General features: G+C 70.7%; 21 protein-coding genes. 16 read left to right on the top strand and 5 right to left on the bottom strand.

Translation table 11 applies throughout. The features are described from left to right. The first annotated feature begins 132 nt into the window (after positions 1–132). From FHX53_RS10420 to FHX53_RS10405, 4 genes are read left to right on the top strand one after another with little or no spacing between them, the layout of a single operon-like run. Positions 133–1,584 carry an APC family permease gene (locus FHX53_RS10420; RefSeq protein WP_182491285.1) on the top strand — a complete coding sequence of 484 codons (1,452 nt, stop codon included), beginning with the start codon at positions 133–135 and terminating at the stop codon, positions 1,582–1,584. Beyond that, positions 1,568–2,923, top strand: coding sequence for a type I glutamate--ammonia ligase (locus tag FHX53_RS10415; protein ID WP_343050963.1), 1,356 nt, complete (start codon positions 1,568–1,570; stop codon positions 2,921–2,923). Before FHX53_RS10420 ends, FHX53_RS10415 begins: the two co-directional genes overlap by 17 nt. Further along, entirely contained in the window at positions 2,913–4,112 is a 1,200-nt protein-coding gene (locus tag FHX53_RS10410; RefSeq protein WP_182491284.1) for an amidohydrolase family protein, read from the top strand. Before FHX53_RS10415 ends, FHX53_RS10410 begins: the two co-directional genes overlap by 11 nt. Further along, entirely contained in the window at positions 4,109–5,356 is a 1,248-nt protein-coding gene (locus FHX53_RS10405; RefSeq protein WP_343050962.1) for a M20 metallopeptidase family protein, read from the top strand. The genes FHX53_RS10410 and FHX53_RS10405 overlap by 4 nt, the downstream gene beginning before the upstream one ends. A gap of 11 nt (positions 5,357–5,367) precedes the next feature. Here the strand turns inward: FHX53_RS10405 and FHX53_RS10400 are convergent, their stop codons facing one another. Beyond that, positions 5,368–6,225, bottom strand: coding sequence for a MurR/RpiR family transcriptional regulator (locus FHX53_RS10400; protein WP_182491283.1), 858 nt, complete (start codon positions 6,223–6,225; stop codon positions 5,368–5,370). A 38-nt stretch (positions 6,226–6,263) separates the two neighbouring features. Further along, positions 6,264–7,160, bottom strand: coding sequence for a LysR substrate-binding domain-containing protein (locus tag FHX53_RS10395; RefSeq protein ID WP_182491282.1), 897 nt, complete (start codon positions 7,158–7,160; stop codon positions 6,264–6,266). 81 nt (positions 7,161–7,241) lie between these two features. Between FHX53_RS10395 and FHX53_RS10390 the strand changes: the two genes are divergently transcribed. Continuing rightward, positions 7,242–8,729 carry an aminotransferase class I/II-fold pyridoxal phosphate-dependent enzyme gene (locus tag FHX53_RS10390; RefSeq protein ID WP_220476370.1) on the top strand — a complete coding sequence of 496 codons (1,488 nt, stop codon included), beginning with the start codon at positions 7,242–7,244 and terminating at the stop codon, positions 8,727–8,729. A gap of 4 nt (positions 8,730–8,733) precedes the next feature. Beyond that, on the top strand, positions 8,734–9,330 hold the full coding sequence (gene dcd / locus FHX53_RS10385; protein ID WP_182491280.1) for a dCTP deaminase: 597 nt from the start codon (positions 8,734–8,736) through the stop codon (positions 9,328–9,330). Between the two features lie 48 nt (positions 9,331–9,378). Here dcd and FHX53_RS10380 read toward each other — a convergent pair whose 3' ends face one another. Further along, on the bottom strand, positions 9,379–9,747 hold the full coding sequence (locus FHX53_RS10380; RefSeq protein ID WP_343050961.1) for a response regulator transcription factor: 369 nt from the start codon (positions 9,745–9,747) through the stop codon (positions 9,379–9,381). A gap of 37 nt (positions 9,748–9,784) precedes the next feature. On the opposite strand from FHX53_RS10380, the gene FHX53_RS10375 reads away from it, so the two are divergent. After that, complete coding sequence (locus tag FHX53_RS10375) at positions 9,785–11,887, top strand: ATP-binding protein (protein WP_343050960.1); 2,103 nt, start codon at positions 9,785–9,787, stop codon at positions 11,885–11,887. A 31-nt stretch (positions 11,888–11,918) separates the two neighbouring features. On the opposite strand, the gene idi is transcribed toward FHX53_RS10375, so the two are convergent. Then, positions 11,919–12,455, bottom strand: a complete 537-nt coding sequence (idi, locus tag FHX53_RS10370; protein ID WP_182491278.1) for an isopentenyl-diphosphate Delta-isomerase — start codon at positions 12,453–12,455, stop codon at positions 11,919–11,921. 21 nt (positions 12,456–12,476) lie between these two features. Between idi and FHX53_RS10365 the strand changes: the two genes are divergently transcribed. The 6 genes from FHX53_RS10365 to FHX53_RS10340 are packed head-to-tail and all read left to right on the top strand — an operon-like array spanning position 12,477 to position 17,544. Beyond that, complete coding sequence (locus FHX53_RS10365) at positions 12,477–13,547, top strand: polyprenyl synthetase family protein (RefSeq protein ID WP_343050959.1); 1,071 nt, start codon at positions 12,477–12,479, stop codon at positions 13,545–13,547. Beyond that, positions 13,544–14,440, top strand: a complete 897-nt coding sequence (locus FHX53_RS10360) for a phytoene/squalene synthase family protein (RefSeq protein WP_182491277.1) — start codon at positions 13,544–13,546, stop codon at positions 14,438–14,440. The genes FHX53_RS10365 and FHX53_RS10360 overlap by 4 nt, the downstream gene beginning before the upstream one ends. Beyond that, entirely contained in the window at positions 14,437–16,011 is a 1,575-nt protein-coding gene (gene crtI / locus FHX53_RS10355) for a phytoene desaturase family protein (RefSeq protein WP_182491276.1), read from the top strand. Before FHX53_RS10360 ends, crtI begins: the two co-directional genes overlap by 4 nt. Beyond that, positions 16,011–16,370 carry a lycopene cyclase domain-containing protein gene (locus FHX53_RS10350; protein WP_182491340.1) on the top strand — a complete coding sequence of 120 codons (360 nt, stop codon included), beginning with the start codon at positions 16,011–16,013 and terminating at the stop codon, positions 16,368–16,370. The genes crtI and FHX53_RS10350 overlap by 1 nt, the downstream gene beginning before the upstream one ends. Beyond that, positions 16,367–16,684 (top strand): lycopene cyclase domain-containing protein, encoded by a 318-nt coding sequence (locus FHX53_RS10345; RefSeq protein ID WP_182491275.1) that lies wholly within the window; start codon positions 16,367–16,369, stop codon positions 16,682–16,684. The genes FHX53_RS10350 and FHX53_RS10345 overlap by 4 nt, the downstream gene beginning before the upstream one ends. Continuing rightward, positions 16,681–17,544, top strand: coding sequence for a prenyltransferase (locus FHX53_RS10340; protein ID WP_182491274.1), 864 nt, complete (start codon positions 16,681–16,683; stop codon positions 17,542–17,544). Before FHX53_RS10345 ends, FHX53_RS10340 begins: the two co-directional genes overlap by 4 nt. Here the strand turns inward: FHX53_RS10340 and FHX53_RS10335 are convergent. Then, the gene (locus FHX53_RS10335; protein WP_182491273.1) at positions 17,507–17,830 is read right to left on the bottom strand and encodes a hypothetical protein; all 324 of its coding nucleotides are present in this window, start codon (positions 17,828–17,830) and stop codon (positions 17,507–17,509) included. The two genes, FHX53_RS10340 and FHX53_RS10335, sit on opposite strands and share 38 nt — an antisense overlap. 71 nt (positions 17,831–17,901) lie before the next feature. On the opposite strand from FHX53_RS10335, the gene glgX reads away from it, so the two are divergent. The 3 genes from glgX to treZ are packed head-to-tail and all read left to right on the top strand — an operon-like array spanning position 17,902 to position 24,334. After that, on the top strand, positions 17,902–20,109 hold the full coding sequence (gene glgX / locus FHX53_RS10330; RefSeq protein ID WP_182491339.1) for a glycogen debranching protein GlgX: 2,208 nt from the start codon (positions 17,902–17,904) through the stop codon (positions 20,107–20,109). After that, on the top strand, positions 20,106–22,532 hold the full coding sequence (gene treY, locus FHX53_RS10325; protein WP_182491272.1) for a malto-oligosyltrehalose synthase: 2,427 nt from the start codon (positions 20,106–20,108) through the stop codon (positions 22,530–22,532). The genes glgX and treY overlap by 4 nt, the downstream gene beginning before the upstream one ends. Further along, the gene (gene treZ / locus FHX53_RS10320) at positions 22,529–24,334 is read left to right on the top strand and encodes a malto-oligosyltrehalose trehalohydrolase (protein ID WP_182491271.1); all 1,806 of its coding nucleotides are present in this window, start codon (positions 22,529–22,531) and stop codon (positions 24,332–24,334) included. The genes treY and treZ overlap by 4 nt, the downstream gene beginning before the upstream one ends. Positions 24,335–24,344: the final 10 nt, after the last annotated feature.

The raw sequence follows: 24,344 nt of genomic DNA, 5'->3' as shown, positions 1-24,344 counted from the left end.
ACTTCGCTGTTGACGAACCGACGACCGCATGAAACATTTATGCCAGAACAGTCCCAAGAGGACACTTCTGCACTGTTTTACCCACATCGACCCGGGCATCAGCGTGGATGCCCGAACGAAAGGTTCGAGCGAATGACGTCAACGACGACAACACCAGGCGACCCGACGAGCGGCACGACGCTCACCCCCCGGAAACCACTGCGGCTCTGGGAGGTCGTGGCGATTTCCGTCGGCTTCATGGCGCCGCTCCTCGCCATGTCCCTCAACGGCATCGGAGTGGCGGGACTCGTCGGCTCCGCCGTGCCGTTCACCTTCATCGTGTCGTTCATCGGCACGCTCTTCGTCGCCTACGCGTTCATCCGACTCACCCGGTACATCACCCACGCCGGGTCGGTCTACGCGCTGTCCGGGTCGACGCTCGGACCCCGTGCCGGCTTCTTCGGCGGCTTCGCGCTCCTCGGCACCTACATCTTCTTCGCCGTCTGCATCGCCGGTGCGTGCGGGGTGTTCTTCGAGGCGATGGTGAGCGAGCTCGGTCTGAGCCTGCCGCCGTGGGGCTGGCTCCCCGTGCCGATCGTCGTCGCTGTCTTCGTCCTGCTGCTGAACATCCGCGAGTCGACGGTGACGGCTCGGACCCTCCTGGGCATCGGATTCGTCGGCATCGTGGCGATGGTCATCCTGTCCATCGTGATCCTCGTGCGGGTGGGAACGGGCGACGCGCCGGTCTCCACGGGCATCGACCTGAGCGTGCTGCTGCCGGGCGAGGCGCCCATCAGCGCCGTCATGACCGCGGTCGTGTTCGGCTTCCTCTCGTGGGCCGGCTTCGAGTCGGGAACCTCGCTGGGTGAGGAGACCCGGAACCCGAAGCGCGTCGTACCGCTGGCGCTGCTCCTCGCCGTCGTCCTCGCCGGCGCGATCTACGTGTTCGTCATGTTCGCCCAGACGGTCGGATTCGGCACGGACGAGGCGGGCATCGCCGCGTTCGCGGGCTCCTCCTCGACGCTGACGGCCCTGGCCTCCACCTACGTCGGTCCGTGGTTCGCTGTCCTCATCTCGATCCTCGCGTTCGTCGTCGCGTTCGCCGCTCTCCTCAGCTCGACGGCCGCCGCCGCGCGCCTGCTGTTCGCGCTGGCGCGCGACGGATTCGGCCCCAAGTCGTTCGCGACCACGAGCCCGACGACCGGCGTGCCGGTGCGCAGCACGGTCTTCGTGATCATCGTCACCGTGGTGCTCTCCGTCGGCCTCGGACTCCTCGGCGCGACGAGCGTCGACGTCTACTACTGGTACGCCACGATCGCCGTGCTGTGCATGGTCGTGGCCTACGGCATGACCTCCATCGGCGTGATCCGGCACATCTTCTCGCGCGGCTCCGTGATCCCGAAGTGGGAGGCGATCATGCCCGTACTCGGTCTGATCTTCCTCGGCTGGGTGTACTTCGTCCAGATCGCGGGGCAGCAGCCGCCGTACAGCTACTTCCCGTGGATCGCCGGTGCCTGGTGCCTCATCGGCCTCGTCATCATCCTCGCCAAGCCGGGACTGGCCGAGCGGATCGGGTCCAGACTGACCCGTGAAGACCTCGACTGAGACCACGATCGGAGCCGACGCCATGACCCAGCACCCGGAGCACGCCGACCTCGACGAGCTGATCTTCATCGCCACGACGGACATCGCCGCGCGGACCAAGGGCCGCTCGATGCGCATGGCCGACTTCGATGAGCGCAGCTCGCTCGGGTGGGTCCCGGCGAACCTCGGGATCGGCTCGCTCGGACACATCGTCAGCGACATCCCGTACGGGACGACCGGCGATCTGCGCCTGCGGCCGGATCTCTCCTCGCTGGCCCGAGTGGACGGCATCCCGGGGCGGCCGGCGCTGAACATCGTGTATGCGGATCTCGTCAACACCGATGGGACTCCGTGGGAGAGCTGTCCTCGGACCTTCCTGCGCGACACGGTCGAGCAGCTGCGGACGGAGTTCGGCATCACGGCCCAGTGCTCCTTCGAGCATGAGTTCATGGACGTGAGCGCGACGGGCGACCACCACCCGTTCTCGCTGCAGGCGTTCCGCCGCGCCGAACCGCTCGGCTCGCAGCTCATGACGGTGCTGCATCGAGCGGGCCTGGAGCCGGAGACCTGGCTTCCGGAGTACGGCCGCCATCAGTACGAGATCACCGTCGCGCCAACCGATCCGCTCGCCGCGGCGGATCGGGCGATCCTGGTCCGCGACATCGTCTACGACCTCTTCGAGGCGCACGGGCGCGAGGCGTCCTTCGCTCCGGTCGTCGCGCCGGGGGAGACGGGCAACGGGGTCCACGTGCACTTCGGTCTCGATGACGCGGACGGCCGGACCCTCGTCTTCGACTCGGAGCGGCCCGGTCGGCTGTCATCGCTCGCGGGCAGCTTCGCTGCCGGGATCGTCCGGCACAGCCCCTCCATGGCCGCGCTGTTCGCTCCGCTCGCGACCAGCTACCTTCGCCTCGCTCCCCACAACTGGTCGAGCGCTCGCGCCTTCCTCGGCCTGCAGAATCGGGAGGCCCTGCTGCGGATCTGCCCGACCAACGAGATCGACGGGCGCGACCCCACCCGCCAGCTGCACTTCGAGTTCCGCGGCGGAGACATCGGGGCGAACCCCTGGATCCTGCTCGGGATGATCCTCCGCGCGGGCATGGAGGGGCTGCGCGAAGGGCTCGAGACGCCGCCCATCGTCGTCGGCGAGCTCGATCTCGAGGGCCGGAACGCGGATCTCGCGCGGCTTCCCCGCGACCTGGAGCACGCCCTCGACATGCTGAAGGACGACGAGATCGTCTCGGGATGGTTCTCGCCGTCCTTCCTCGCGACCTTCGACGCCATCAAGAGGGACGAGTTCGCATCGGTGCAGGCGCGGTCGCTCGCCGAGCAGTGCGAGGTCTACGCCCATGTCTACTGACGTCGAATCGGCGCTCGCGGAGTCCGGACTGGACTCCGTTCCCCTCCTCGACCATCACTGCCACGGCGTGACGACGGACGACTTGGACAGGGAGAGCTTCGAGACGTACATCAGCGAGTCCGACTGGCCTGCCCCCGACGGCGCGACGCACTTCGATTCCCAGGTCGGCATGGCCATCCGCCGCTACTGCGCCCCCGTGCTCGGGCTGCCGTCCTTCGCGACGCCGGAGGAGTATCTCGAGCGGCGCCGCGAGCTCGGCGGCGTCGAGGCGAGCGAGCGCCTCCTGAGGGCGACGGGCATCAGCGATCTCGTCATCGAGGTGGGACATCGCTCGGACGAGATCCTCGACCCGGGGGGGATGGCCGCCGCCGCCGCCGCACGCGCCTTCGAGGTCGTCCGGCTCGAGCAGCTGGCCGAGCAGCTGCTCGAGGAGCTCGTGCGCCGAGGAGGGGGCTCCGACTCGTTCCGGGACGAGTTCGCGCGCACGCTCGACGAGCGGCTGCGCCGCGCGATCGGCGTCAAGTCGATCGCCGCGTACCGCATCGGGCTCGATTTCGCGCCCGAGCGGCCGGGCGACGACGACGTGGATGAGGCCGTGCGCGCGTGGGCGGACCGGATCGCGCGGGGCGGACCCTCGCGCCTGGAGGACGCCACGATCATCCGCCACCTGCTGTGGGCGGCCGTCGATCGCGCGTGCGCCATCCAGTTCCACATCGGCTACGGCGATTCCGACGTGGACCTCCACCGGTGCGATCCGCTCCTGCTGACCGAGTTCCTCCGGCTGAGCCGCGCGTCGGGGGCGCGCGTCCTCCTCCTGCACTGCTACCCCTTCCACCGGGAGGCGGGGTATCTGGCTCAGGTTTTCCCGCACGTCTACTTCGATGTCGGACTCGCGATCAACTACACCGGCTCCCGGTCGGATGCGGTCATCGCCGAGACGCTCGAGCTCGCGCCGTTCCACAAGATCCTGTTCTCGACGGACGCGTTCGGCGTCGCGGAGCTCTACTACCTCGGTGCGATCCTCTTCCGTCGCGGTCTCGCGCGGGCACTCGACGCCTTCGCCCGTCAGGACGACTGGCCCGCGCCCGAGATGCGTCGGATCGTCGAGTCCATCGCCTTCCGCAACGCGCGACGGGTCTATCGCCTCGGCGACGAGCTCTTCGAGCCCGAGCTCGGAGGCGGCGCGTGAGTCCGCTCTCGCTCGCGCTGACCTCCCTCGCCGCGCGCTGGAACAGCGCCCTCGAGCGAGAGCTGCCCGCCGCGGAGGAGCTCCGCCGCGAGCTGCATCGCGAACCGCGCCTCTCGGGGTCGGAGCATCCGACGACGGCGCGACTCGTCGCGGCGCTCAGCGACGCCGTCCGAGTCGAGAGCGTGGCGGATGCTGGCGGCGTCGGCCGGATCGGTCCGTCCGACGGGCCCGCGATCGCGATCCGCGCCGAACTGGATGCTCTGCCCCTGGCCGAGGCCACGGGCGCCGAGTTCCGCTCGGGCAACGGGGCGATGCACGCCTGCGGTCATGACGTGCACCAGGCCGCGCTCGTCGCGCTCGTCCGCGCCGCGGAGGGGCTCGAGCTGCCGCTGGGCCTCGTGACGCTGCTCCAGCCGCGGGAGGAGAGCTACCCGTCGGGCGCGCTCGACATGGTGGAGGCCGGGGTTCTCGATCGATGGGCGGTGGCGCACGTCATCGGTGCTCACGTGCATCCCGGGGTCCGGCCGGGCGCCGTGGCGTCCGGAGGCGGCTTCATCAACGCGGCGGCCGATGAGATCGACATCCGCGTGCACGGTCGTGGCGGGCACGCCGCCTACCCGCACCTGGCGAGCGACACCGTCGCGGCGATCGCGCAGATCGCGCTGTCCCTCCCGGAGGTCACGCGGCGCACCGTCAGCCCGCTGCGCCCGGCTCTCATCAGCATCGGCACGCTCTCGGCTGGCGAGGGCGCCGCGAACGTGCTCCCCGGGGAGGGCCGCGTGTTCGCCACCATGCGCACGACGGATCCGGCGGACCGGCAGCCGCTGTTCGAGGCCGTTCGCCGGATGGTGGAGCACGTCGCGGCCGCCTTCGGAGTGCAGGCCGATGTGCTCCGCATCGAGGGCGAGCCGGCGCTGATCAACGACGTCTACCTCGCCGCGGACGCGGACGACTGGCTCGCCCGGCTCGGCGTCGACGGAGCGGAGCCGATGCGCTCTCTCGGCGCGGACGACTTCTCGTACTTCTGCGCCGAGGTGCCGTCGCTCATGATGTTCGTCGGCGTGGAGACGCCGGACCGCGACCCTCAGCCGAGCCTCCACGACCCGCACTTCCTCCCGGACGACTCCGCGGTCGGGGCGGTCGCGCGCGCGCTGCTCGCCGGCTACCTGGCCGCCGCCGAGCGGGTCCTCGGCATCGAGCACCACCGATCGGATTTCACCGAGCGCGAGGAGGCTCGCGCCTGACGGCGTCGGGCTCACTCCTCGCCGCGCATCCTCTCGATGACTTCGAGGCGTCGACGTCCGGTCTCGCCGAGCCGCTCGGTCGCGCCGGCGATCACGGCCTCGACGAGCGCCATCGCCGGCACGAGCGAATCGAACGGGGAGGGGGATTCGACGTTCGCCGGAAGCACGGTGGTCGCGACGTCCGCCGCCGGCGACATCCATCGGTCGGTGAACAGGATCAGATCGGCCCCGCGCTCGCTGACCCGCTGAGCGAAGCGCACGCTGCTCGCGTCGTACCGTCGATAGTCGAAGAGCACGAAGACGTCGTCGCGGCCGGCATCCGAGACCGCGGCGAAGCGCGCGAACTCATCCGTTCCGAGGACCTCGACATCCGGGCGGAGGAGCTGGAGGTGAGCGCCGAGATACTCGGCGAGGATCCGACTGAAGCGACCGCCGATCAGGCGCACCGGTCGGCGCTGATCCGACAGGAGCCCGACGCAGCGATCGAACTCGCTGCGCGGGAGGTCGGTGAGCGTCGTCGCGACGACGGCGGAGAAGTGGCGCGCCGCGTGGGCGAGATCGCCGTCGCCGAGGGAGAGATCGGTGCGACCGTACTGCTCGAGCGGCGACCCGAGGCGCTCGTGCACCTCGCGCATGAGCTTCTTCTGGAAGGCCGGGTATCCGGTGAATCCGAGCCGCCCGACGAATCTCACGACCGAGGAGGGGCTGACGTTCGACCGCTCCGCGAGCTCGGCGACGGTCTCCAGACCCGCGATGGGGTAGTTCGCCAGGAGCGCGCGCGCGACCTTCCTCTCGACCGAGCTGAACGTGTCGAGCGACTCGCGCACCACGTCGATGAGCGGTCGCGAGTCGTCCGGTCCGTCGCTCATCGCCACCGCCTTCCCTGGCACCTGATGACACGAGTGTGTCACGAATGCGGCGTTGCGCTCCGGCGGATGAGTTCGACCACCGGGGCGTCGAGCGACGGGGCGGTGAGGAGCGCGATCTCGCGATCGAGTCGAGGCTCGGCGAGCTCCCGTACGACGAGGTCGTTGCGGGCTGCCGGCCCGTCATCCCAGGCCATGTCGGGCACGAGTGCGACACCGAGCCCCGCGGCGACGTATCCGGCGACGACCTGGTAGTTGTCGCTGCGGGGACCGACGAGGGGCTCGAACCCCGCAGACCGCGCGGCGGCGAGGAAGGCGACGTCCGCGGGGTCCGCATCCCGGGCGCCGAGGATCCACCGCTCGTCACGGAGATCGACGAGGCGCACCGCCGTCTCCTGCGCGAGCGGGTGCCGAGCCGGGAGGAGCAGCGAGAACCGCTCGATGAAGAGGCTCGTGCGCATCAGCCTGTTCGCGACGGGGGCCGGCTGGTCCGGGTGATCGAACACGACAGCGGCATCGAGGGCGAGCTGCTCCAGCCCCGCGGTGAGCTCGGGCAGCTCCCCTTCTGTGACGTGCGGCTCGTACCCCGCGTCGGTGAGGGCGGCGATCAGCCGGGGCAGGAGTCGAGCGGCAGCTGTCGGGAAGATCCCGAGCCGGATGCGCCGCCGCGCGTCCGCGAGCGTCGAGCGGATGTCCGCGCGGGCGCGCTCCGCCCGCTCGAGCAGCGCCTCCGCGTGGGGAAGCCACAGCAGCCCCGCCGCCGTGAGCCGCGTGCCCGACCGGGAGCTCTGCACCACGGCCGCGCCCGTGACTCGTTCGAGTCCGCGCAGGTGGTGCACCACGGTCGGCTGGCTCCACCCGAGAGATTCGGCCGCGGCGAGCACCGAGCCGTGCTCGGCCACTGCGCGCAGGGCGCTGAGCTGTCGGAGATCGAGCACGCGGACTCCTCAATACCAGATATGGATAGGGAGAACATATCCGCTATTCACTATCGTCTGCAGACCGTGGAGCATGGGCGCATGTCCTCCACCCCCTACGCGGATGCCCTGGCCCGTCATGCCGCCCGCGACACCGTGCGCCTGAACGTGCCGGGTCATGCCGCCGACCCGGGGGCCGCGCCCGCGCTCGTCCGGTACTTCGGCCAGGATCTCCTCCTCAAAGACGTGCCGCCCCTGCTCGACGGGCTCGACAAGGGCGAGGACAACCCGCTCGCCGAATCGCTCCGACTGGCCGCTCACGCGTTCGGCGCTCGCCGCACCTGGTTCCTCACCAACGGAGCGTCGCAGGCGAACAGGATCGCGGCCCTGGCGCTCGCCGGATACCGCGCAGCGCTGGACCCGATCGTCGTCCAGCGCAGCGCCCACTCCTCCTTCGCCGACGGGATCGTCCTCGGGGGCCTCTCTCCGCGATTCGTCCAGCCGTCCATCGACGGCTGGTTCGGCATCAATCACGGAGTCGCCCCAGCCCGGCTCGAGCAGTCGCTGGCCCAGCTGGACAGCGGCGTCGCCCCGAAGGGCGTGTACGTGATCTCCCCCAGCTACTTCGGCGCGGTCGCCGACATCGCCGCTCTCGCCGAGATCGCGCACCGGGCGGGCGCCCCTCTCATCGTGGACGCGGCGTGGGGCGCGCACTTCGGCTTCCATGAGGCGCTGCCCGAGAACCCTCTGCGGCTCGGGGCCGACCTCGTCGTCTCGAGCACCCACAAGCTGGGGGGAAGCCTGACGCAGAGCGCGATGCTGCACCTCGGGCACGGCCCCTTCGCCGATGAGCTCGAACCGCTCATCGACCGCGCCTTCGCCCTCGAGCAGTCCACAAGCGAGAGCTCCCTCCTGCTCGCATCGCTCGATCTCGCTCGCGACGCGCTGCAGCACGGCCGCGACGGCATCGCGGCCGCCGTCGCCGCCGCGGATGACCTTCGCGACCGCATCCGCCGCGGCGGCCGCTTCCGCATCGTCAGCGACGCCTTCGAGCGCTTCGATGACATCCACGCCGCGGATCCCCTCCGAGTCTCGATCGATGTCGCGAGCGGCGGCGTGCGCGGAACGCACGCGCGCGAGCTGCTCATGAAGGAGGACGGGATCTTCTTCGAGATCGCGACCGAGTCCTGCATCGTCGGAGTCATCGCGCCCGGTGCCGTGCCTGATGCGTCGCGCATCGTCCGCGCTCTGCACGACCTACCCGTCGACCCCGGGGTGGCCCGGGAGAGGGATGCGCTCAGCGCGATGGCGACGCTGCCGGAGCCCGGCCCTCTCGTCCTGCTCCCGCGGGAGGCGTTCTTCCGGCCTTCGGAGACAGTCGCCCTGGACGACGCCATCGGGCGCGTCTCGTCCGCCGCTATCGCCGCCTACCCGCCCGGGATCCCCAACGTCCTGCCCGGCGAGGTGATCACGCGCGAGGTGGCCGAGTTCCTCCGCCATGTCGCAGCGACTCCGGGAGGGTTCGTGCGCGGCGCCGCCGACCCCGCTCTCGCGACGCTGTCGGTGGTGCGTGACGCGTCGATAGGCTGACCGCATGCTGCTGAGCGACCGCGACATCCGTGCCGAACTCGATTCGGGCCGCATCGGCCTCGACCCGCTCGACCTGTCGATGGTGCAGCCGTCGAGCGTGGACGTGCGCATCGACTCGTTCTTCCGGTTGTTCGACAACCACAAGTACCCGTACATCGACCCCGCCGAGGAGCAGCCCGAACTCACCCGCCTCGTGGAGGCGAAGTCCGACGAGCCGTTCATCCTGCACCCGGGCGAGTTCGTGCTCGGCGCGACCTACGAGCAGGTGAGCCTGCCCGACGACATCGCGGCGCGGCTCGAGGGCAAGAGCTCGCTCGGCCGCCTCGGCCTGCTGACCCACTCGACCGCGGGCTTCATCGACCCCGGCTTCAGCGGGCACGTGACGCTCGAGCTCAGCAACGTCGCGACGCTGCCGATCAAGCTGTGGCCCGGCATGAAGATCGGCCAGCTGTGCTTCTTCCGCCTCAGCTCGCCCGCCGAGACCCCCTACGGGACGGGCGGCTACCTCAACCGCTACCAGGGTCAGCGCGGGCCGACGGCGTCGCGGTCGTTCCAGAACTTCCACCGCACGGTCATCGAGCGCGTCGACTCCGCCGACTGACCAGGCAACGCGGGCGGATGCCCGGCGCGCGCTGAGCGAGCGCTGAGGTCAGTCCGCCTCGAGCAGCGTCGCGATGCGCTCCACGAGCTCGCGCGAGCTGAACGGCTTGACGATGTAGTCGTTCGCCCCCGCGGCGAACGCGCGGTCGACGTCGTTCTGCTGCGAGCGCGCGGTGAGCATGAGCACCTTGATGCCGCCGCCGACCTCGTCGGCGCGCAGCCTCTCGAGGACCTCGATGCCGTCGAGCTTAGGCATCATCCAGTCGAGGATGATGAGGTCGGGCTCCGCGGCGAGGGCGAGCTCGAGCCCGCGTTCCCCGTCGCTCGCGCTCTGCACGTCGTGGCCCGCACCGCGCACTCGATTCTCGAGCAGCAGCAGAACGTCGGGCTCATCTTCGACGATCAGGATTCGCGACACGATTCCCCTCTCCGGTCATCAGACTCTAGTCTCACCAGTGGAGCGGCTACGACCTTTCGGGCGTCGCGTCGCGAGAGGAGCACCTCATGGGTCAAGCGGGCATCGCGACCCAGCTCTGGTACGCCCCCCGGGCATCCGTCGTGCCGCGATCGCCGCCCTCATCGGGCTCGTGGGGCTCCTCGGCTGGATGAGCGTCGCCCTGCGCGCGGAGGGCTCACCCGTCGCCGCGTGGTGGCCCGCCGCCGGAGTCGCGGTCATCGCCGTCCTCGCGTCACGCGGGTCGCGGCTCGTCGCGACCGCGGGTGTCCTCGTCGCGACGCTCGTCGCGAACGCGCTCGTCGGGCGCGAGCTCGGCCTCGCGGTCGGCTATGCGATCGCCAACGCCGCCGAGGCGTACGTGGTCGCCCAATTCGCCTCGCGGGGCGGCCCCGAGGCCCGGCTGGACAGCCTGCGCGACATCAGCCGCTTCATCATCGCCGCCGTGCTCGGCGCGCTCACGATCGGAGTGATCGGCGGCCTCACCGCTGCGGTGGTGGTGCAGGCCGACCTCTTCGCCACCCTCTTCGCCCTGGTGTCCTCCCACGGCTCGGCGATCCTCATCGTCGCCCCTATCGCGCTCGTGAGCAGGCGCCTCGCACGTGGCGTCAGTCGGGTCGAGGTTCTCATCCAGCTCCTCGTCCTCATCCTGATCGTCGGCGCGGTCTTCTGGCCGGGCAACGTCCTACCGGTCGCCTTCGTGCCGCTCGTCGCTCTCCTGTGGGCGGCGTTCCGGCTCCCGATCACGGTCGTCGCCGTCGAGCTCCTCGTGCTCGCCGTGCTCGCGACGACGCTCGCCGGGATGGGAGGTGGCGCGATCGGCCAGTACGCCGCGAGCGATCCGCGCATGAGCGCGCTGCTGCTCCAGCTCTTCCTCGTCGTCCATGCGTGCGCCGCTCTCTTCGTCTGCGCGGCGCGCAACGACTGGGCGAACGTCGTCACGCAGCTCGGCGCGCGGGAGGCCTTGCTTCGCGGCGGCATCGTGAACTCCGAGACGGGGATCCTCATCGCCGAGATCCTCGACAGCGACCGGCTGCGCGTCGTCGGCGTCAACCCGACGGCGCTGAGCGCGCTCGGGCGCGAGACGATGCCGCCGACCTGGGGCGTCGTCGGCCTGCGGATCGCGCGCGGGCAGCCGGTGTTCGGCGTCGCCGAGCTCGACGACGGTGTCCGCCGCCGCGAGGCGTCGCGCTTCGAGCTCGAGCGCGAGGGTCGGCGGTTCGACGTGGACCTCGGAATCCACGACGGCGTCGGCGGGGCATCCGTCATGACGATCGTCTTCACCGACGTGACCGCGCGCGACGAGCGCGAGCGCCGCGCGATCGAGGCCGCCGAGCAGATGCGTGACCTCAACCGGCAGAAGGACGACTTCATCGCCTCGGTCAGTCACGAGCTCCGCACGCCCGTCACGAGCATCCTCGGGTTCGTGGAGGATCTCGACGGCGCCGACCTGCGCCCCTCCGAGCGCGTCGCGACCGAGGTCATCGCCCGGAACGCGCGGCGGCTCGCGGACGTCATCGAGGACGTCCTCGAGCTCGGCAAGCTCAGCTCCTTCGCCGCGGGGTCGCGCCCGGCGGTGGCCTTCGATGTCGTCGCACTGACGCGGCACTGCGCGCAGGACGCCGAGGGTCTCGCCGCCGGCCGCGCCGTCCGCCTCATCGTCGAGTCTCCCGTCGACGCGCTGCCGATCCGCTCGGTGCCGCAGGACCTCACGCGCGTGCTGGCCAACCTGCTCTCGAACGCCGTCAAGTTCACGCCGGATGGCGGCTCCATCGAGGTGCGCATCGACCCGAGCGCAGCCGGCGTCGACATCACGATCACCGATCACGGTCCCGGCATTCCGCCGGCCGTGCTCGGCCATGTGTGGGACCGCTTCTACCGCGTCTCGGACGCCGAGCACCGCGACGTGCCGGGCACCGGCCTGGGCCTGCCGATCGTCCGCGCCCTCGTCGAGCAGCGGCTCAGTGGCCGTGTCGAGCTCAGCTCCGACGGTGCGACGGGCACGACCGCGCGGGTGTCGCTCCCGTGGGATCGCGATGCGGTGCAGGCGGATGCCCCCGGCGCGATCGACGAGGACCACACCGTGGCGGTCGGCCACGTTTGACCCGCGGCTCGAGCCAGTCGACGCGCGGGGGTTATCGCGCCCGGTAGTCGCCCTGCCACGCCGCGAGCTGCCACCCGAGCCACGGGCTGTACGCGAAAGGCGTGGCGGTCACGGCCGCGCGCAGGTCGCCCGGCTCGACCCAGGTCCACTCGGCGACCTCGTCGGCGGCGGGCGCGGGGTCACCGTCGGCGATCGCCGTGTACACGGGGCAGATCTCGTTCTCGACGATGCCCGAGGCGTCGACGGCGCGGTAGCGGAAGTCGGGCAGGGCGCTGCGCACCGAGTGCACGGCGAGCCCGAGCTCGCGCTCCGCGCGACGGGCGATGGCCTCGGCGAAGTCCTCATCAGGGGCGGGGTGGCCGCAGAAGCTGTTCGTCCACACTCCCGGCCAGGTCGCCTTCCCGAGGGCGCGACGTGTGACCAGCACCCGGCCCCGCGCGTCGAACACGTGGCACGAGAAGGCCAGGTGCAGGGGGGTGTCGTCGGTGTGCACGGTCGCCTTGGGCGCCGTGCCGACGGGGGTGCCGTCGTCGGCGAGGAGGACGACGTTCTCGGGGATTCCGGTCATGGGTGCCGCTAGTCTGCTGAGGTGGATCGACACGACAGGGTGGCGGTTGCCGCGGAGCGCGGCGCCCTGGTCGACGCTGTTCTGGAGCGCTTCTTCAGCCTATCCAAGAAGCGGGCGACGCCCCTGGGCGCCCCGTACGAGCACCTCTGGGGTCTGCTCGAGCGCAACACTCAGGGCGGCAAGCGCTTCCGCCCTCGCATGGTCATGGCCGCCTACGCCGGACTCGGTGGCGACGACATGGACGCCGCGGCCTACATCGGGGCGAGCTTCGAGCTCCTCCACACCGCTCTCATCGTGCACGACGACGTCATCGATCGCGACTTCGTGCGGCGGGGCATCCCGAACATCTCCGGCGCGTACCGCGACCACGCCGTCGATCGCGGCGCGAGCGTCGAGATCGCCGAGCACCGCGGCGTCTCCGCGGCCGTCATCGCCGGCGACCTCGCGCTGTTCAACTCCTACCGCCTCATCGACAAGAGCGGCGTGACCGGAGAGATGCGCGACCGCCTCCTCGACATCCTCGACGAGGCGATGTTCGCGAGCGCCGCCGGCGAGCTCATCGACGTCGACCTGTCGATGGCCTCGACGACGCCGCTCGTCGACGACATCCTCACGATGGAGCGCCTGAAGACCGCCGTCTACTCCTTCGAGACTCCCCTGCAGGCCGGCGCGGTGCTCGCGGGCGCGGGGGAGGAGACGGTCGCGACGCTCGGCGAGTTCGGCCGCGAGATCGGCATCGCGTACCAGATCGTCGACGACGTCCTCGGCGTCTTCGGCGAGGAGGAGTCGACGGGCAAGACCACGATCGGCGACCTCCGCGAGGGCAAGCGCACCGTCATGATCGCCTTCGCGTGCTCGACGCCCGAATGGGTGCGCCTGCGCGAGCTCATCGGCGACCCCGACCTGACGCACGAGCAGGCGATCGAGACGCGGCTGCTGCTCATCCAGTCCGGAGCCAAGGCCTTCGCCGAGGATCTCGCGCGCGGCTACGCGCAGCGCGCCCTCGCCCGCCTGGCCGAGCCGCACATCCCCGCCTCGCTCCGGGAGGAGCTCCACCCCGTCGCTGAGACCGTCCTGAACAGGGTGCGATGACGCGCTTGAGCCTGTACGACCGCACCGCCGACGAGGTCGCGGGGGTCGTGATCCGCCGGTACTCCACGTCGTTCGGCCTCGCCTCCCGCCTGCTGGGGCCGGGCATCCGCCAGCACGTCGAGAACATCTACGCCCTCGTGCGCGTCGCCGACGAGATCGTCGACGGCGGTGTCGCCGAGGCGGGCCTCGACCAGGTGGCGGCCGGCCGCTATCTCGACGAGCTCGAGGCCGACACGAATCAGGCGATGGAGCACGGCTACAGCTCCAACCTCGTCGTGCACGCCTTCGCCCGCACGGCGCGCGAGGTCGGTTTCGGGCGCGAGCTCACCGAGCCCTTCTTCCACTCCATGCGCATGGATCTCACTGACACCGAGCACGACCAGGCGAGCTTCGACCTCTACGTCTACGGCTCCGCCGAGGTCGTGGGGCTCATGTGCCTCCGAGCCTTCATGCAGGAAGCCCCGGTGACGGGCGAGCAGAATGACCGCATGGTGCGCGGCGCCCGAGCCCTGGGCGCGGCGTTCCAGAAGGTCAACTTCCTCCGCGACCTCTCCGCCGACTTCGAGACGCTCGGTCGCAGCTACTTCCCGGGGGTCCGCGTTGACTCGTTCACGGAAGAGGAGAAGCACCGCTTGCTCGACGACATCGACGACGATCTGCGGATGTCCGCCGCCGTCCTCCCGGATCTCCCGATCTCCAGCCGGCGGGCCGTCGCCCTCGCCCAGGGCCTCTTCGCCGAGCTCGCCGCGCGCCTGCGCCGCACGCCCGCGAGCGAGCTCGTGCGCACGCGCGTCCGCGTCCCCGACCCCGTGAAGCTGCGCATCGCCGCGAGCGTGCTCGCCGGGCGCCTTCCCCAGCCCGCCCCCGCACGCGCATCGGCGGTGACCTCGTGAGCCGCGTCGTCGTGATCGGCGGCGGGATCGCCGGGCTCGCGAGCGCCGCTCTGCTCGCCCGCGACGGGCACGAGGTGACGCTCGTCGAGAAGCGCGACGCGACGGGCGGCCGCGCGGGCTCGTGGGAGTCCGACGGCTTCCGCTTCGACACCGGCCCGAGCTGGTACCTCATGCCCGAGGTCTTCGACCACTTCTTCAAGCTCCTCGGCACGAGCGCCGCCGAGCAGCTCGAGCTCGTGCAGCTCGACCCCGGCTACCGCGTCATCACGCAGGGCCACGACGAGTGGACGGACGTCGCCGCGACCCGCGAGGAGAACGTCGCGCTGTTCGAATCGATCGAGAAGGGCGCGGGAGCCGAGCTCGAGCGCTACCTCGACTCCGCCTACGACACGTACGAGATGGCCAAGCGCCGCTTCCTCTACACGAGCTTCGAGTCGTTCGGCCCGCTCCTCACGACCGACGTGCTCAAGCGCGCCCCGAAGCTCGTGAAGATGCTCCTCCAGAACCTCGACTCCTACGTCGCGAACCGCTTCGACGACCTGCGCCTGCGCCAGGTCCTCGGCTACCCGGCGGTCTTCCTCGGCTCCTCGCCGTTCGACACCCCTTCGATGTACCACCTCATGAGCCACCTCGATCTCGCCGACGGCGTGCTCTATCCGATGGGGGGCTTCACGACGCTCATCGAGCGCATCCAGGCGGTCGCCGAGCAGCACGGCGTGACGATCCGGACGAGCGCGCCCGTCGGCCGTATCCTCGTCGACGAGGCGTCGAGCGCCGCACGCGGCGTCGAGCTCGAGTCGGGCGAGGTCATCGACGCCGACATCGTCGTCTCCGCCGCCGACCTGCACCACACCGAGACGCAGCTGCTCCCCGAGCGGTTCCAGTCGTACCCCGAGCAGTACTGGAGCGACCGCAACCCCGGCCCGAGCGCCCTGCTCATCTACCTCGGCGTCGAGGGCGAGCTGCCCAACCTCGAGCACCACACCCTGCTGTTCGCCGCCGACTGGCGCGAGAACTTCGAGGCGATCTTCGGCGAGAACACGCGCCTGCCCGACCCGGCCTCGCTGTACATCTGCAAGCCGAGCGGCGTCGACCCCTCGGTCGCACCCGAGGGGCACGAGAACCTCTTCGTGCTCGTCCCCGCTCCCGCAGATCTCTCGCTCGGCCGCGGCGAGGTCGACGGCGACGGCGACACCCCGCTCGAGGTCTACGCCGATCGCATCATCGCCCAGATCGCCGAGTGGACGAAGACCCCCGACCTCGCCGACCGCATCGTCCTGCGCCGCACGTACGGCCCCGGCGACTTCCACGACGACCTGAACGCGTGGCGCGGCAGCATGCTCGGCCCGGCGCACACGCTCAAGCAGAGCGCGTTCTTCCGCACCGGCAACGTGTCGAAGAAGGTGCGCGGCCTCTACTACGCGGGCGCCTCGACGATCCCCGGCATCGGACTGCCGATGTGCCTCATCAGCGCCGAGGTGCTCATCAAGCGTCTGCGCGGCGACACATCGACGGGCCCGCTGCCCGAGCCCCTCGAGGCGAGCAGGCCGGCGGCGGCGCCCGCGGCGTGATCGGCTTCAGCTACCTCGCGGCGCTCGCGATCTCGCTCACGGGCATGGTGGTGCTCGACCGCCGATTCCGTCTGTTCTTCTGGCGGGACGCCCGCCGCGCGCGCATCGTGTTGCCTCTCGGCGTGCTGTTCTTCCTCGTCTGGGACGTCTTCGGCATCGCTCTCGGCATCTTCTTCCGCGGGCAGACGGAGTTCATGACGGGGCTGCTGATCGGCCCCGAGCTGCCGATCGAGGAGGTCTTCTTCCTCACCCTGCTGAGCTACCTCACGATGAACGCCTACGCGGCGGCGGGCGACCTGCTGGACGCGCGCGGCGCGCGCCGGGCCTCCGCCTCGATCGATGCGGGGGGCGCGGGATGACCTACACCCTCCTGAACGTCGTCTTCCTCGCCGTCGTCGCCCTCGTCGCGATCGCGGCCGTCGTCGCCCGCCGGTCGCCGCGCTGGCGCGCGGTCGGGCTCGCCGCGATCCTCCTCCTCGCGATGACCGCGATCTTCGACAATGCGATCATCGGCACGGGGCTCGTCGCCTACGACGACAGCCTCATCAGCGGAGTGCGCATCGGCCTCGCGCCGATCGAGGACTTCGCGTACACGGTCGCCGCGCTCGTCCTGCTGCCCGCGGTGTGGGAGCTGCTCGCCCGCCACCGCCCGCGGCAGGATGAGCACTCGTGAGGACCCTCGGTCAGCTGCTCGTCAGCTCGCGCCCGCTGAGCTGGATCAACACGGCGTTCCCGTACGGGGCCGCATACCTGATCACGACCGGCCGGCTGGATCTCGCGTTCTGGGTCGGCACGATCTTCTTCCTGATCCCGTACAACCTCGCGATGTACGGCATCAACGACGTCTTCGACTACGAGAGCGACCTGCGGAACCCGCGCAAGGGCGGCGTCGAGGGGGCGCTGCTCGATCCGCGCATCCATCGCACGACGCTCATCGCGGCCGCGGTCTCGTGCGCCCCGTTCCTCGTCGTGCTCGTCGCTCTCGGCGGCCCGCTCTCATGGCTCGTTCTCGCGATCAGCATGTTCGCCGTCGTGGCGTACTCGGCGAAGGGGCTGCGCTTCAAGGAGAAGCCCTTCCTCGACTCGCTCACCTCGAGTACGCACTTCGTGAGCCCGGCCGTCTACGGCCTCGTGCTGGCGGAGGCCGAGTTCACGCCGCAGCTGTGGCTCATCCTCGCCGCCTTCTTCCTCTGGGGCATCGCGAGTCACGCGTTCGGGGCGGTGCAGGACGTCATCGCCGACCGCGAGGGCGGCATCTCGTCGATCGCGACCGTCATCGGGGCACGGGCCACCGTGCGCTTCGCCGTCGTCGCCTACGTGATCGCCGGCCTGCTGCTCCTCGGAACGGACTGGCCGGGTCCGCTCGCGGCGCTCGCCGCGGTGCCGTACGCCGTGAGCACCGCGCAGTGGTGGAACGTCCGCGATGAGGATGCGGAGAGCGCGAACCGAGGCTGGAGGAGGTTCCTCTGGCTGAACTTCCTCGCCGGAGCCCTCGTCACGATCCTGCTGATCGTCTGGGTACTGGGCCGCTGAATCTGCTGGTCGGTGCTACCGTCAGCGACTTGTGGCAACGAAGCCCCCACCGTGCGCGCGCCTTCTCCCGGTCGGCCCCCGGGGGCACCGTGATCTCTTCGAGCCGGCAGGGAACTTCCGCCGCGATCCAGAGCAGATCGATACCCTCGACGTGCCGCAGGGGAACAAGCTCTCCTTCCCCGGCCTCGATGAGGGCGCGAACGCGTCGGTGGAAGAGCAGGGCCATCTCCGTCTCGGCGATGTACCTGTTCCCGAAGTAGTGAACGACGTATCCGATGGCCCCCATAGTGAGGCACAGGCTAGGGGCCGAAGGGCAAAGAATCGAGGGAAACCCTCGAAAACGGAGGGGGCTTGACAATGCATTCATGGCCGGGCAGTGCGTATCCGCTGGGAGCCACGTTCGATGGCAACGGCACGAATTTCGCGATCTTCAGCGAGGCCGCCGAGCGGGTCGAGCTGTGCCTCATCGACGAGAAGCGCGGCGGTCGTCGCGTCGAGGATCGCATCGAGCTCATCGAGGTCGACGCCTTCGTGTGGCACGCCTACCTCCCGAGCGTGCAGCCCGGTCAGCTCTACGGCTACCGCGTCCACGGCGTCGACGACCCGTCGACGGGGCGACGCGCGAACCACAGCAAGCTCCTGCTCGACCCGTACGCGAAGGCCGTCCACGGCCAGATCGACTGGGATGAGTCGCTCTTCCCCTACCGCTTCGACGCCCCTGACGAGCGCAACGATCTCGACTCCCTCCCGCACGCGATGCTCGGCGTCGTCATCAACCCCTTCTTCGACTGGGCGGGCGACCGCTCCCCGGGCATCCCCTACGGTCAGTCGGTCATCTACGAGGCGCACGTCAAGGGCCTGACCCAAACCCACCCGGACATCCCGAAGGAGATCCGCGGGACGTACGCGGCCGTCGGCCACCCCGCGATCATCGAGCACCTGCGCCGCCTTGGCGTCACCGCGCTCGAGCTCATGCCCGTGCACCAGTTCGTGCAGGACAAGCACCTCGTCGACCAGGGGCTCGCGAACTACTGGGGCTACAACACGATCGGTTTCCTCGCCCCGCACAACGCCTACTCGTCTGCGGGTGACCGCGGCCAGCAGGTGCAGGAAGTCAAGAGCATGGTCCGTGCGCTGCACGCCGCGGGCATCGAGGTCATCCTCGACGTCGTGTACAACCACACCGCCGAGGGAAACCACATGGGGCCGATGCTGAGCCTCAAGGGAATCGACAACGCAGCCTACTACCGGCTCATGGACGACGAGCCGCAGTACTACCGCGACTACACGGGCACGGGCAACAGCCTCAATGTGCGCCACCCGCACTCGCTGCAGCTCATCATGGACTCGCTGCGCTACTGGGTGACCGAGATGCACGTCGACGGCTTCCGCTTCGATCTTGCCGCGACGCTCGCTCGCGAGTTCTACGACGTCGACCGCCTGTCGGCGTTCTTCGACCTCGTGCAGCAGGACCCGATCGTCTCGCAGGTCAAGCTCATCGCCGAGCCGTGGGACATCGGCCCCGGCGGCTACCAGGTCGGCAACTTCCCCCCGCAGTGGACGGAGTGGAACGGCAAGTACCGCGACACCGTCCGCGACTTCTGGCGAGGCGAGGAGGGCACGCTCGGCGAGTTCGCCGCCCGCCTCACGGGCTCGGCCGACCTCTACGAGGCGGACGGCCGCCGCCCGGTGGCGAGCATCAACTTCGTCACCGCGCACGACGGCTTCACGATGCGCGACCTCGTGTCGTACAACGAGAAGCACAACGACGCCAACGGTGAGAGCAACAACGACGGCGAGAGCCACAACCGCTCGTACAACCTCGGTGTCGAGGGCCCGACGGACGACCCCATCATCCGCGCGCTGCGCGGCCGGCAGGTCCGCAACTTCCTCGCGACGCTGCTGCTCAGCCAGGGCGTGCCGATGATCGCGCACGGCGACGAGCTCGGCCGCACGCAGCAGGGAAACAACAACGTCTACGCCCAGGACAACGAGCTCTCCTGGATCGACTGGGCGTCCGCCGACACCTCGCTCGTCGAGTTCGTGGGCTCGCTCGCGCGGCTGCGTCGCGAGCATCCGACGTTCCGGCGCACACGGTACTTCGACGGTCGGCCCGTGCGCCGCGGCAAGAGCGACCCGCTGCCCGACGTCGAGTGGCTGCGCCCCGATGGCACCGCGATGGACGAGTCGGATTGGGAGTCCGGCTTCGGCCGCACCGTGGGGGTGTTCCTCAACGGCCACGGCATCCGGGGGCGGGATGCCCGGGGCGAGCGCATCACGGACGTCAACTTCCTCGTCTACTTCTCGGCGCACACCGAGCCCATCGAGCTGACACTGCCGCCCGCCGAGTACGGCGGCCGCTGGGAGCGACTCGTCGACACGAGCGGCCTCGGCGACACGGCCGCCGTGATCGAGGCGGGCTCGCCGATGCAGCTCGAGGCCATCAGCCTCGTGGTGCTCCGCGAGCACGTCGCCGCAGAGCACACGGTCGACGACGCGGTGTCGCTGTCGCTCTCGCCGGCCCCGGTCGAGGTCATCGGGACCCCGGCGGTGACGCCCGCATGAGCCGCACCGCACTGCCCCGCTCGACCTACCGGGTGCAGGTGAGCCCCGAGTTCCCGCTCGACGAGGTCGCCGCGCTCGCGGACTACGTGCGCCTCCTCGGCTCCGACTGGCTCTACCTGTCGCCGCTGCTGCAGGCGACGCGCGGCTCGCAGCACGGCTACGACGTCGTCGACCACGGCGCCGTCGACGAGGAGCGCGGCGGGCAGGACGCGCTCGGGCGCGCCGCCGCGGCCGCCGTCGCCCGCGACCTCGGCGTGCTCGTCGACATCGTGCCGAACCACATGGGCGTCGCCGACCCGCGGCAGAACGACTGGTGGTGGAGCCTGCTGCGCGACGGGCGCCATGGCGAGATCGCAGAGGCCTTCGACGTCGACTGGGCGTTCGGCGGTGATCGAGTGCGCATCCCCGTGCTGGGCGCCGAGCTCGACGAGGTCATCGCCGACGGGCACGTCGTGCTCGGCGACGACGCGATCTCGGTCTACGGCACCGAGTACCCCCTCGCGGCCGGCACCGCCGACGACGTCGACGACCGCGCGGGCGCGAGCCCCGAGCAGCTGCGCGCCGTGCTCGACCGCCAGCACTTCGAGCTCGTCCACTGGCGCCGCGCCGACGCCGAGCTCAACTACCGACGCTTCTTCGCCGTCACCACGCTCGCCGCGGTGCGCGTCGAGGTGCCGTGGGTGTTCGAGCGCTCGCACGCCGAGATCGTGCGCTGGGTGCGCGAGGGGCTCGTGCAGGGCATCCGCGTCGACCACCCGGACGGCCTGCTCGACCCGGGCGGCTACCTCGACGATCTCGCGCGCGCCACCGGGCATGTGCCCGTGTGGGTCGAGAAGATCCTGGAGGGCGACGAGCAGCTGCCCTCCTTCTGGCAGGTCGCCGGCACGACGGGCTACGATGCGCTCGCGACGATCGACCGCGTCCTCGTCGACCCCGCAGGGCGGCACGCGCTCGACGACCTCGACGCGCGCCTGCGCGCCGAGACCTCGACGGCGCACCAGCTGCAGGAAACGACCGCGGGCGGCGCCGACGCTCCCCAGCCGCTCGACTGGCACGCGCTCATCCGCCGCACCAAGCGCCGGATCGCCGACACGATCCTCCGCAGCGAGGTCCTGCGGCTCGAGCGCGAGCTGCCGCACGCCATCCCCGAGGCAGCCGACGCGCTCGCCGAGGTCCTCGCGTGCTTCCCCGTCTACCGCTCGTACCTGCCCGTCGGGGTCGAGCAGCTCGAGGCCGCGCTCGAGGCGGCTCGGGCATCCCGCCCGGAGCTCGAGGCGACCTTCGACGCGCTCGCGCCGCTCCTCGCCGACCCGGCCCAGCCGGTCGCGATCCGGTTCCAGCAGACGAGCGGCATGGTCATGGCCAAGGGCGTGGAGGACACCGCCTTCTACCGCTACTCCCGCCTCGCCTCCTTGACCGAGGTCGGCGCCGACCCGGCCGAGTTCGCGGTCGACGTCGACGAGTTCCACCGCCGGCAGCTCGTGCGCCAGGGCAGCTTCCCCGCCTCGCTCACGGCACTGTCGACGCACGACACGAAGCGCGGGGAGGACACCAGGGCGCGCATCCACGTGCTGGCCGAGGTGCCCGAGGCGTGGGGCGCGCTTCTCGCCGAGCTGCGCGAGCGCGCGCCCATCGGCGACGGCCCGTTCGAGAACATCCTCTGGGAATCGCTCGTCGGCGCCTGGCCGATCTCGGCCGAGCGCGCGCACGCCTACGCCGAGAAAGCCGCGCGCGAAGCGGGCACGGCCACGACGTGGACCGAGCCGGACGAGGCGTTCGAGACGCGCATGCACGATGCGATCGAGGCCGTGCTCGCCGACGGCGAGCTGCGCGACCTCGTGCAGGAGTTCGTCGACGCCACGGCTCCCTACGGCTGGTCGAACGCGCTCGCGGCGAAGCTCCTGCAGCTCGCGGGCCCGGGCGTGCCCGACGTCTACCAGGGCAGCGAGCTCTGGGAGACGAGCCTCGTCGACCCCGACAACCGCCGCCCCGTCGACTACGCCGCACGGCGCGAGCTGCTCGCGCGAGTCGACGGCGAGGATCCCAGCGCGACCCCCGGGTGGATGCCCGACATCGACGCCGTCGGAGCCGCGAAGCTGCTCGTCACCAGTCGCGCCCTCCGCGTCCGCCGCGACCGGCCCGAGCTCTTCACCCGCTACGCGCCTCTCCCCGCGATCGGAAGCGCGGCCGCGCACGCCGTCGCGTTCGACCGCGGGGGAGCGGTCGCGATCGCGACGCGCCTGCCCGTCGGGCTCGAGCGCGCGGGCGGCTGGGGCGAGACGGTCGTCGTGCTCCCGCAGCGTCCCGTGCTCGACGCCTTCACGGGCCGGGTCTACGCCGGCGGCGAGCTGAGACTCGCCGACGTGCTCGAGCGCTACCCCGTTGCCCTCCTCGTCGAGGTCGAGAAGGATGACGCCTCATGAGCAGGCTGAGCGAATCCGGACGATCCGACGCGCGCGTGTGGGCGCCCGACGCCGAGCAGGTTGCGCTGCATCGCGTGCGCGCGGGAGCCGCGGAGCGGGTCGAGCTGACGCGCGCCGACGGCGGCTGGTGGGTCGCGATCGAGGCCCTGGAGGCGGGTGACCGCTACGGGTTCCTGATCGACGGCGACGAGCATCCCCTGCCCGACCCGCGGTCACGCCGGCAGCCCGACGGCGTGCACGGGCTCAGCGCTCCCGACGACCCCGCAGACGTCGACTGGCTCGACGACAACTGGCACGGACGTCAGCTCGCCGGGGGCGTGATCTACGAGCTGCACATCGGCACGTACAGCCCCGAGGGCACCTTCGACGGCGCGATCGCCCGCCTCGATCACCTCGTCGAGCTCGGCGTCGACTTCGTCGAGCTGCTGCCGGTCAACGGATTCAACGGCGAGCACAACTGGGGCTACGACGGCGTCGCATGGTTCGCCGTGCACGAGGCGTACGGCGGCCCGGCCGGGTACCGGCGCTTCGTCGACGCGTGCCACACGCGCGGACTCGCCGTCATCCAGGACGTCGTCTACAACCACCTCGGCCCGAGCGGCAACTACCTGCCCCGGTTCGGGCCGTACCTGCACTCGGGCTCAGCGAACACGTGGGGCGACTCGGTCAACCTCGGCGATCGCGAGGTGCGGCGCTTCGTGCTCGACAACCTCGCCATGTGGTTCGAGGACTTCCACGTCGACGGGCTGCGGCTCGACGCCGTGCACGCGCTCGTCGACGAGTCGCCGACGCACATCCTGCAGGCGATGTCGGAGGAGACCGACGCGCGCTCGGCCCACCTCGGCCGGCCGCTGACCCTCATCGCCGAGAGCGACATGAACGACCCGCGCCTCATCCTGCCGCGCGAGGCCGGCGGCTACGGGCTCACCGCGCAGTGGAGCGACGACCACCACCACGCCATCCACGCGGCCGTCACGGGCGAGTCGGACGGCTACTACGCCGACTTCGCGACCGCGGATGCCCTGCCGAAGACCTCGACGAAGGGCTTCTTCCACGACGGCACGCACTCGTCGTTCCGCGACCGCCCGCACGGCTTCCCCATCCCCGCCGAGGTGCCGACGTGGCGGCTCGTGACCTTCGCGCAGGACCACGACCAGATCGGCAACCGCGCCGCGGGCGACCGGATCTCGCAGACCCTCGCCGCCGACGAGATCGCCGTCGCCGCCGTGCTCAACCTCACCTCGCCCTTCACGCCCATGCTCTTCATGGGCGAGGAGTGGGGCGCGACGACGCCGTGGCAGTTCTTCACCTCCCACCCCGAGCCCGAGCTCGGGCTCGCGACGGCCGAGGGGCGGCTCGCGGAGTTCGCGAAGATGGGGTGGGACGAGTCGGTCGTGCCCGACCCGCAGGCTCGCGCGACGTTCGAGCGCTCGAAGCTCGCCTGGAGCGAGGTCGACGAGCCGCGGCACGCGCGACTGCTGGCCCTGCACCGGGCGCTCATCCGGCTGCGGAAGCACCTGCCCGAGCTGACCGACCCGCGCTTCGAGCACACTCTCGCCGCGGGCGAGGGGGAGGACGGCCTCGCGGTGTTCCGCCTCGATCGCGGGGCGGGCATCCAGTCGCCGCACGGCGGCATCGTGAGCGTGTGCGCCGCGATCCGCGAGGAGGCGTCGTTCGAGGTCGGCTCGGAGGCGGCGCTCGAGCTGTCGACGACCCCCGATGCGACGCTCGTCGACGGCGTCCTCACGCTGCCAGCCCGCTCGGCGGCGGTCGTGCGGGTGCGGGCGGCGCGCGGGGTCTGAGCGGCCGAAG

Source organism: Microcella alkalica (genome assembly GCF_014137945.1).
Taxonomy (GTDB): domain Bacteria; phylum Actinomycetota; class Actinomycetes; order Actinomycetales; family Microbacteriaceae; genus Microcella; species Microcella alkalica.
The sequence above is the reverse complement of the archived record's forward strand: the minus strand, read 5'-3'. Positions and strand labels throughout refer to the sequence as shown.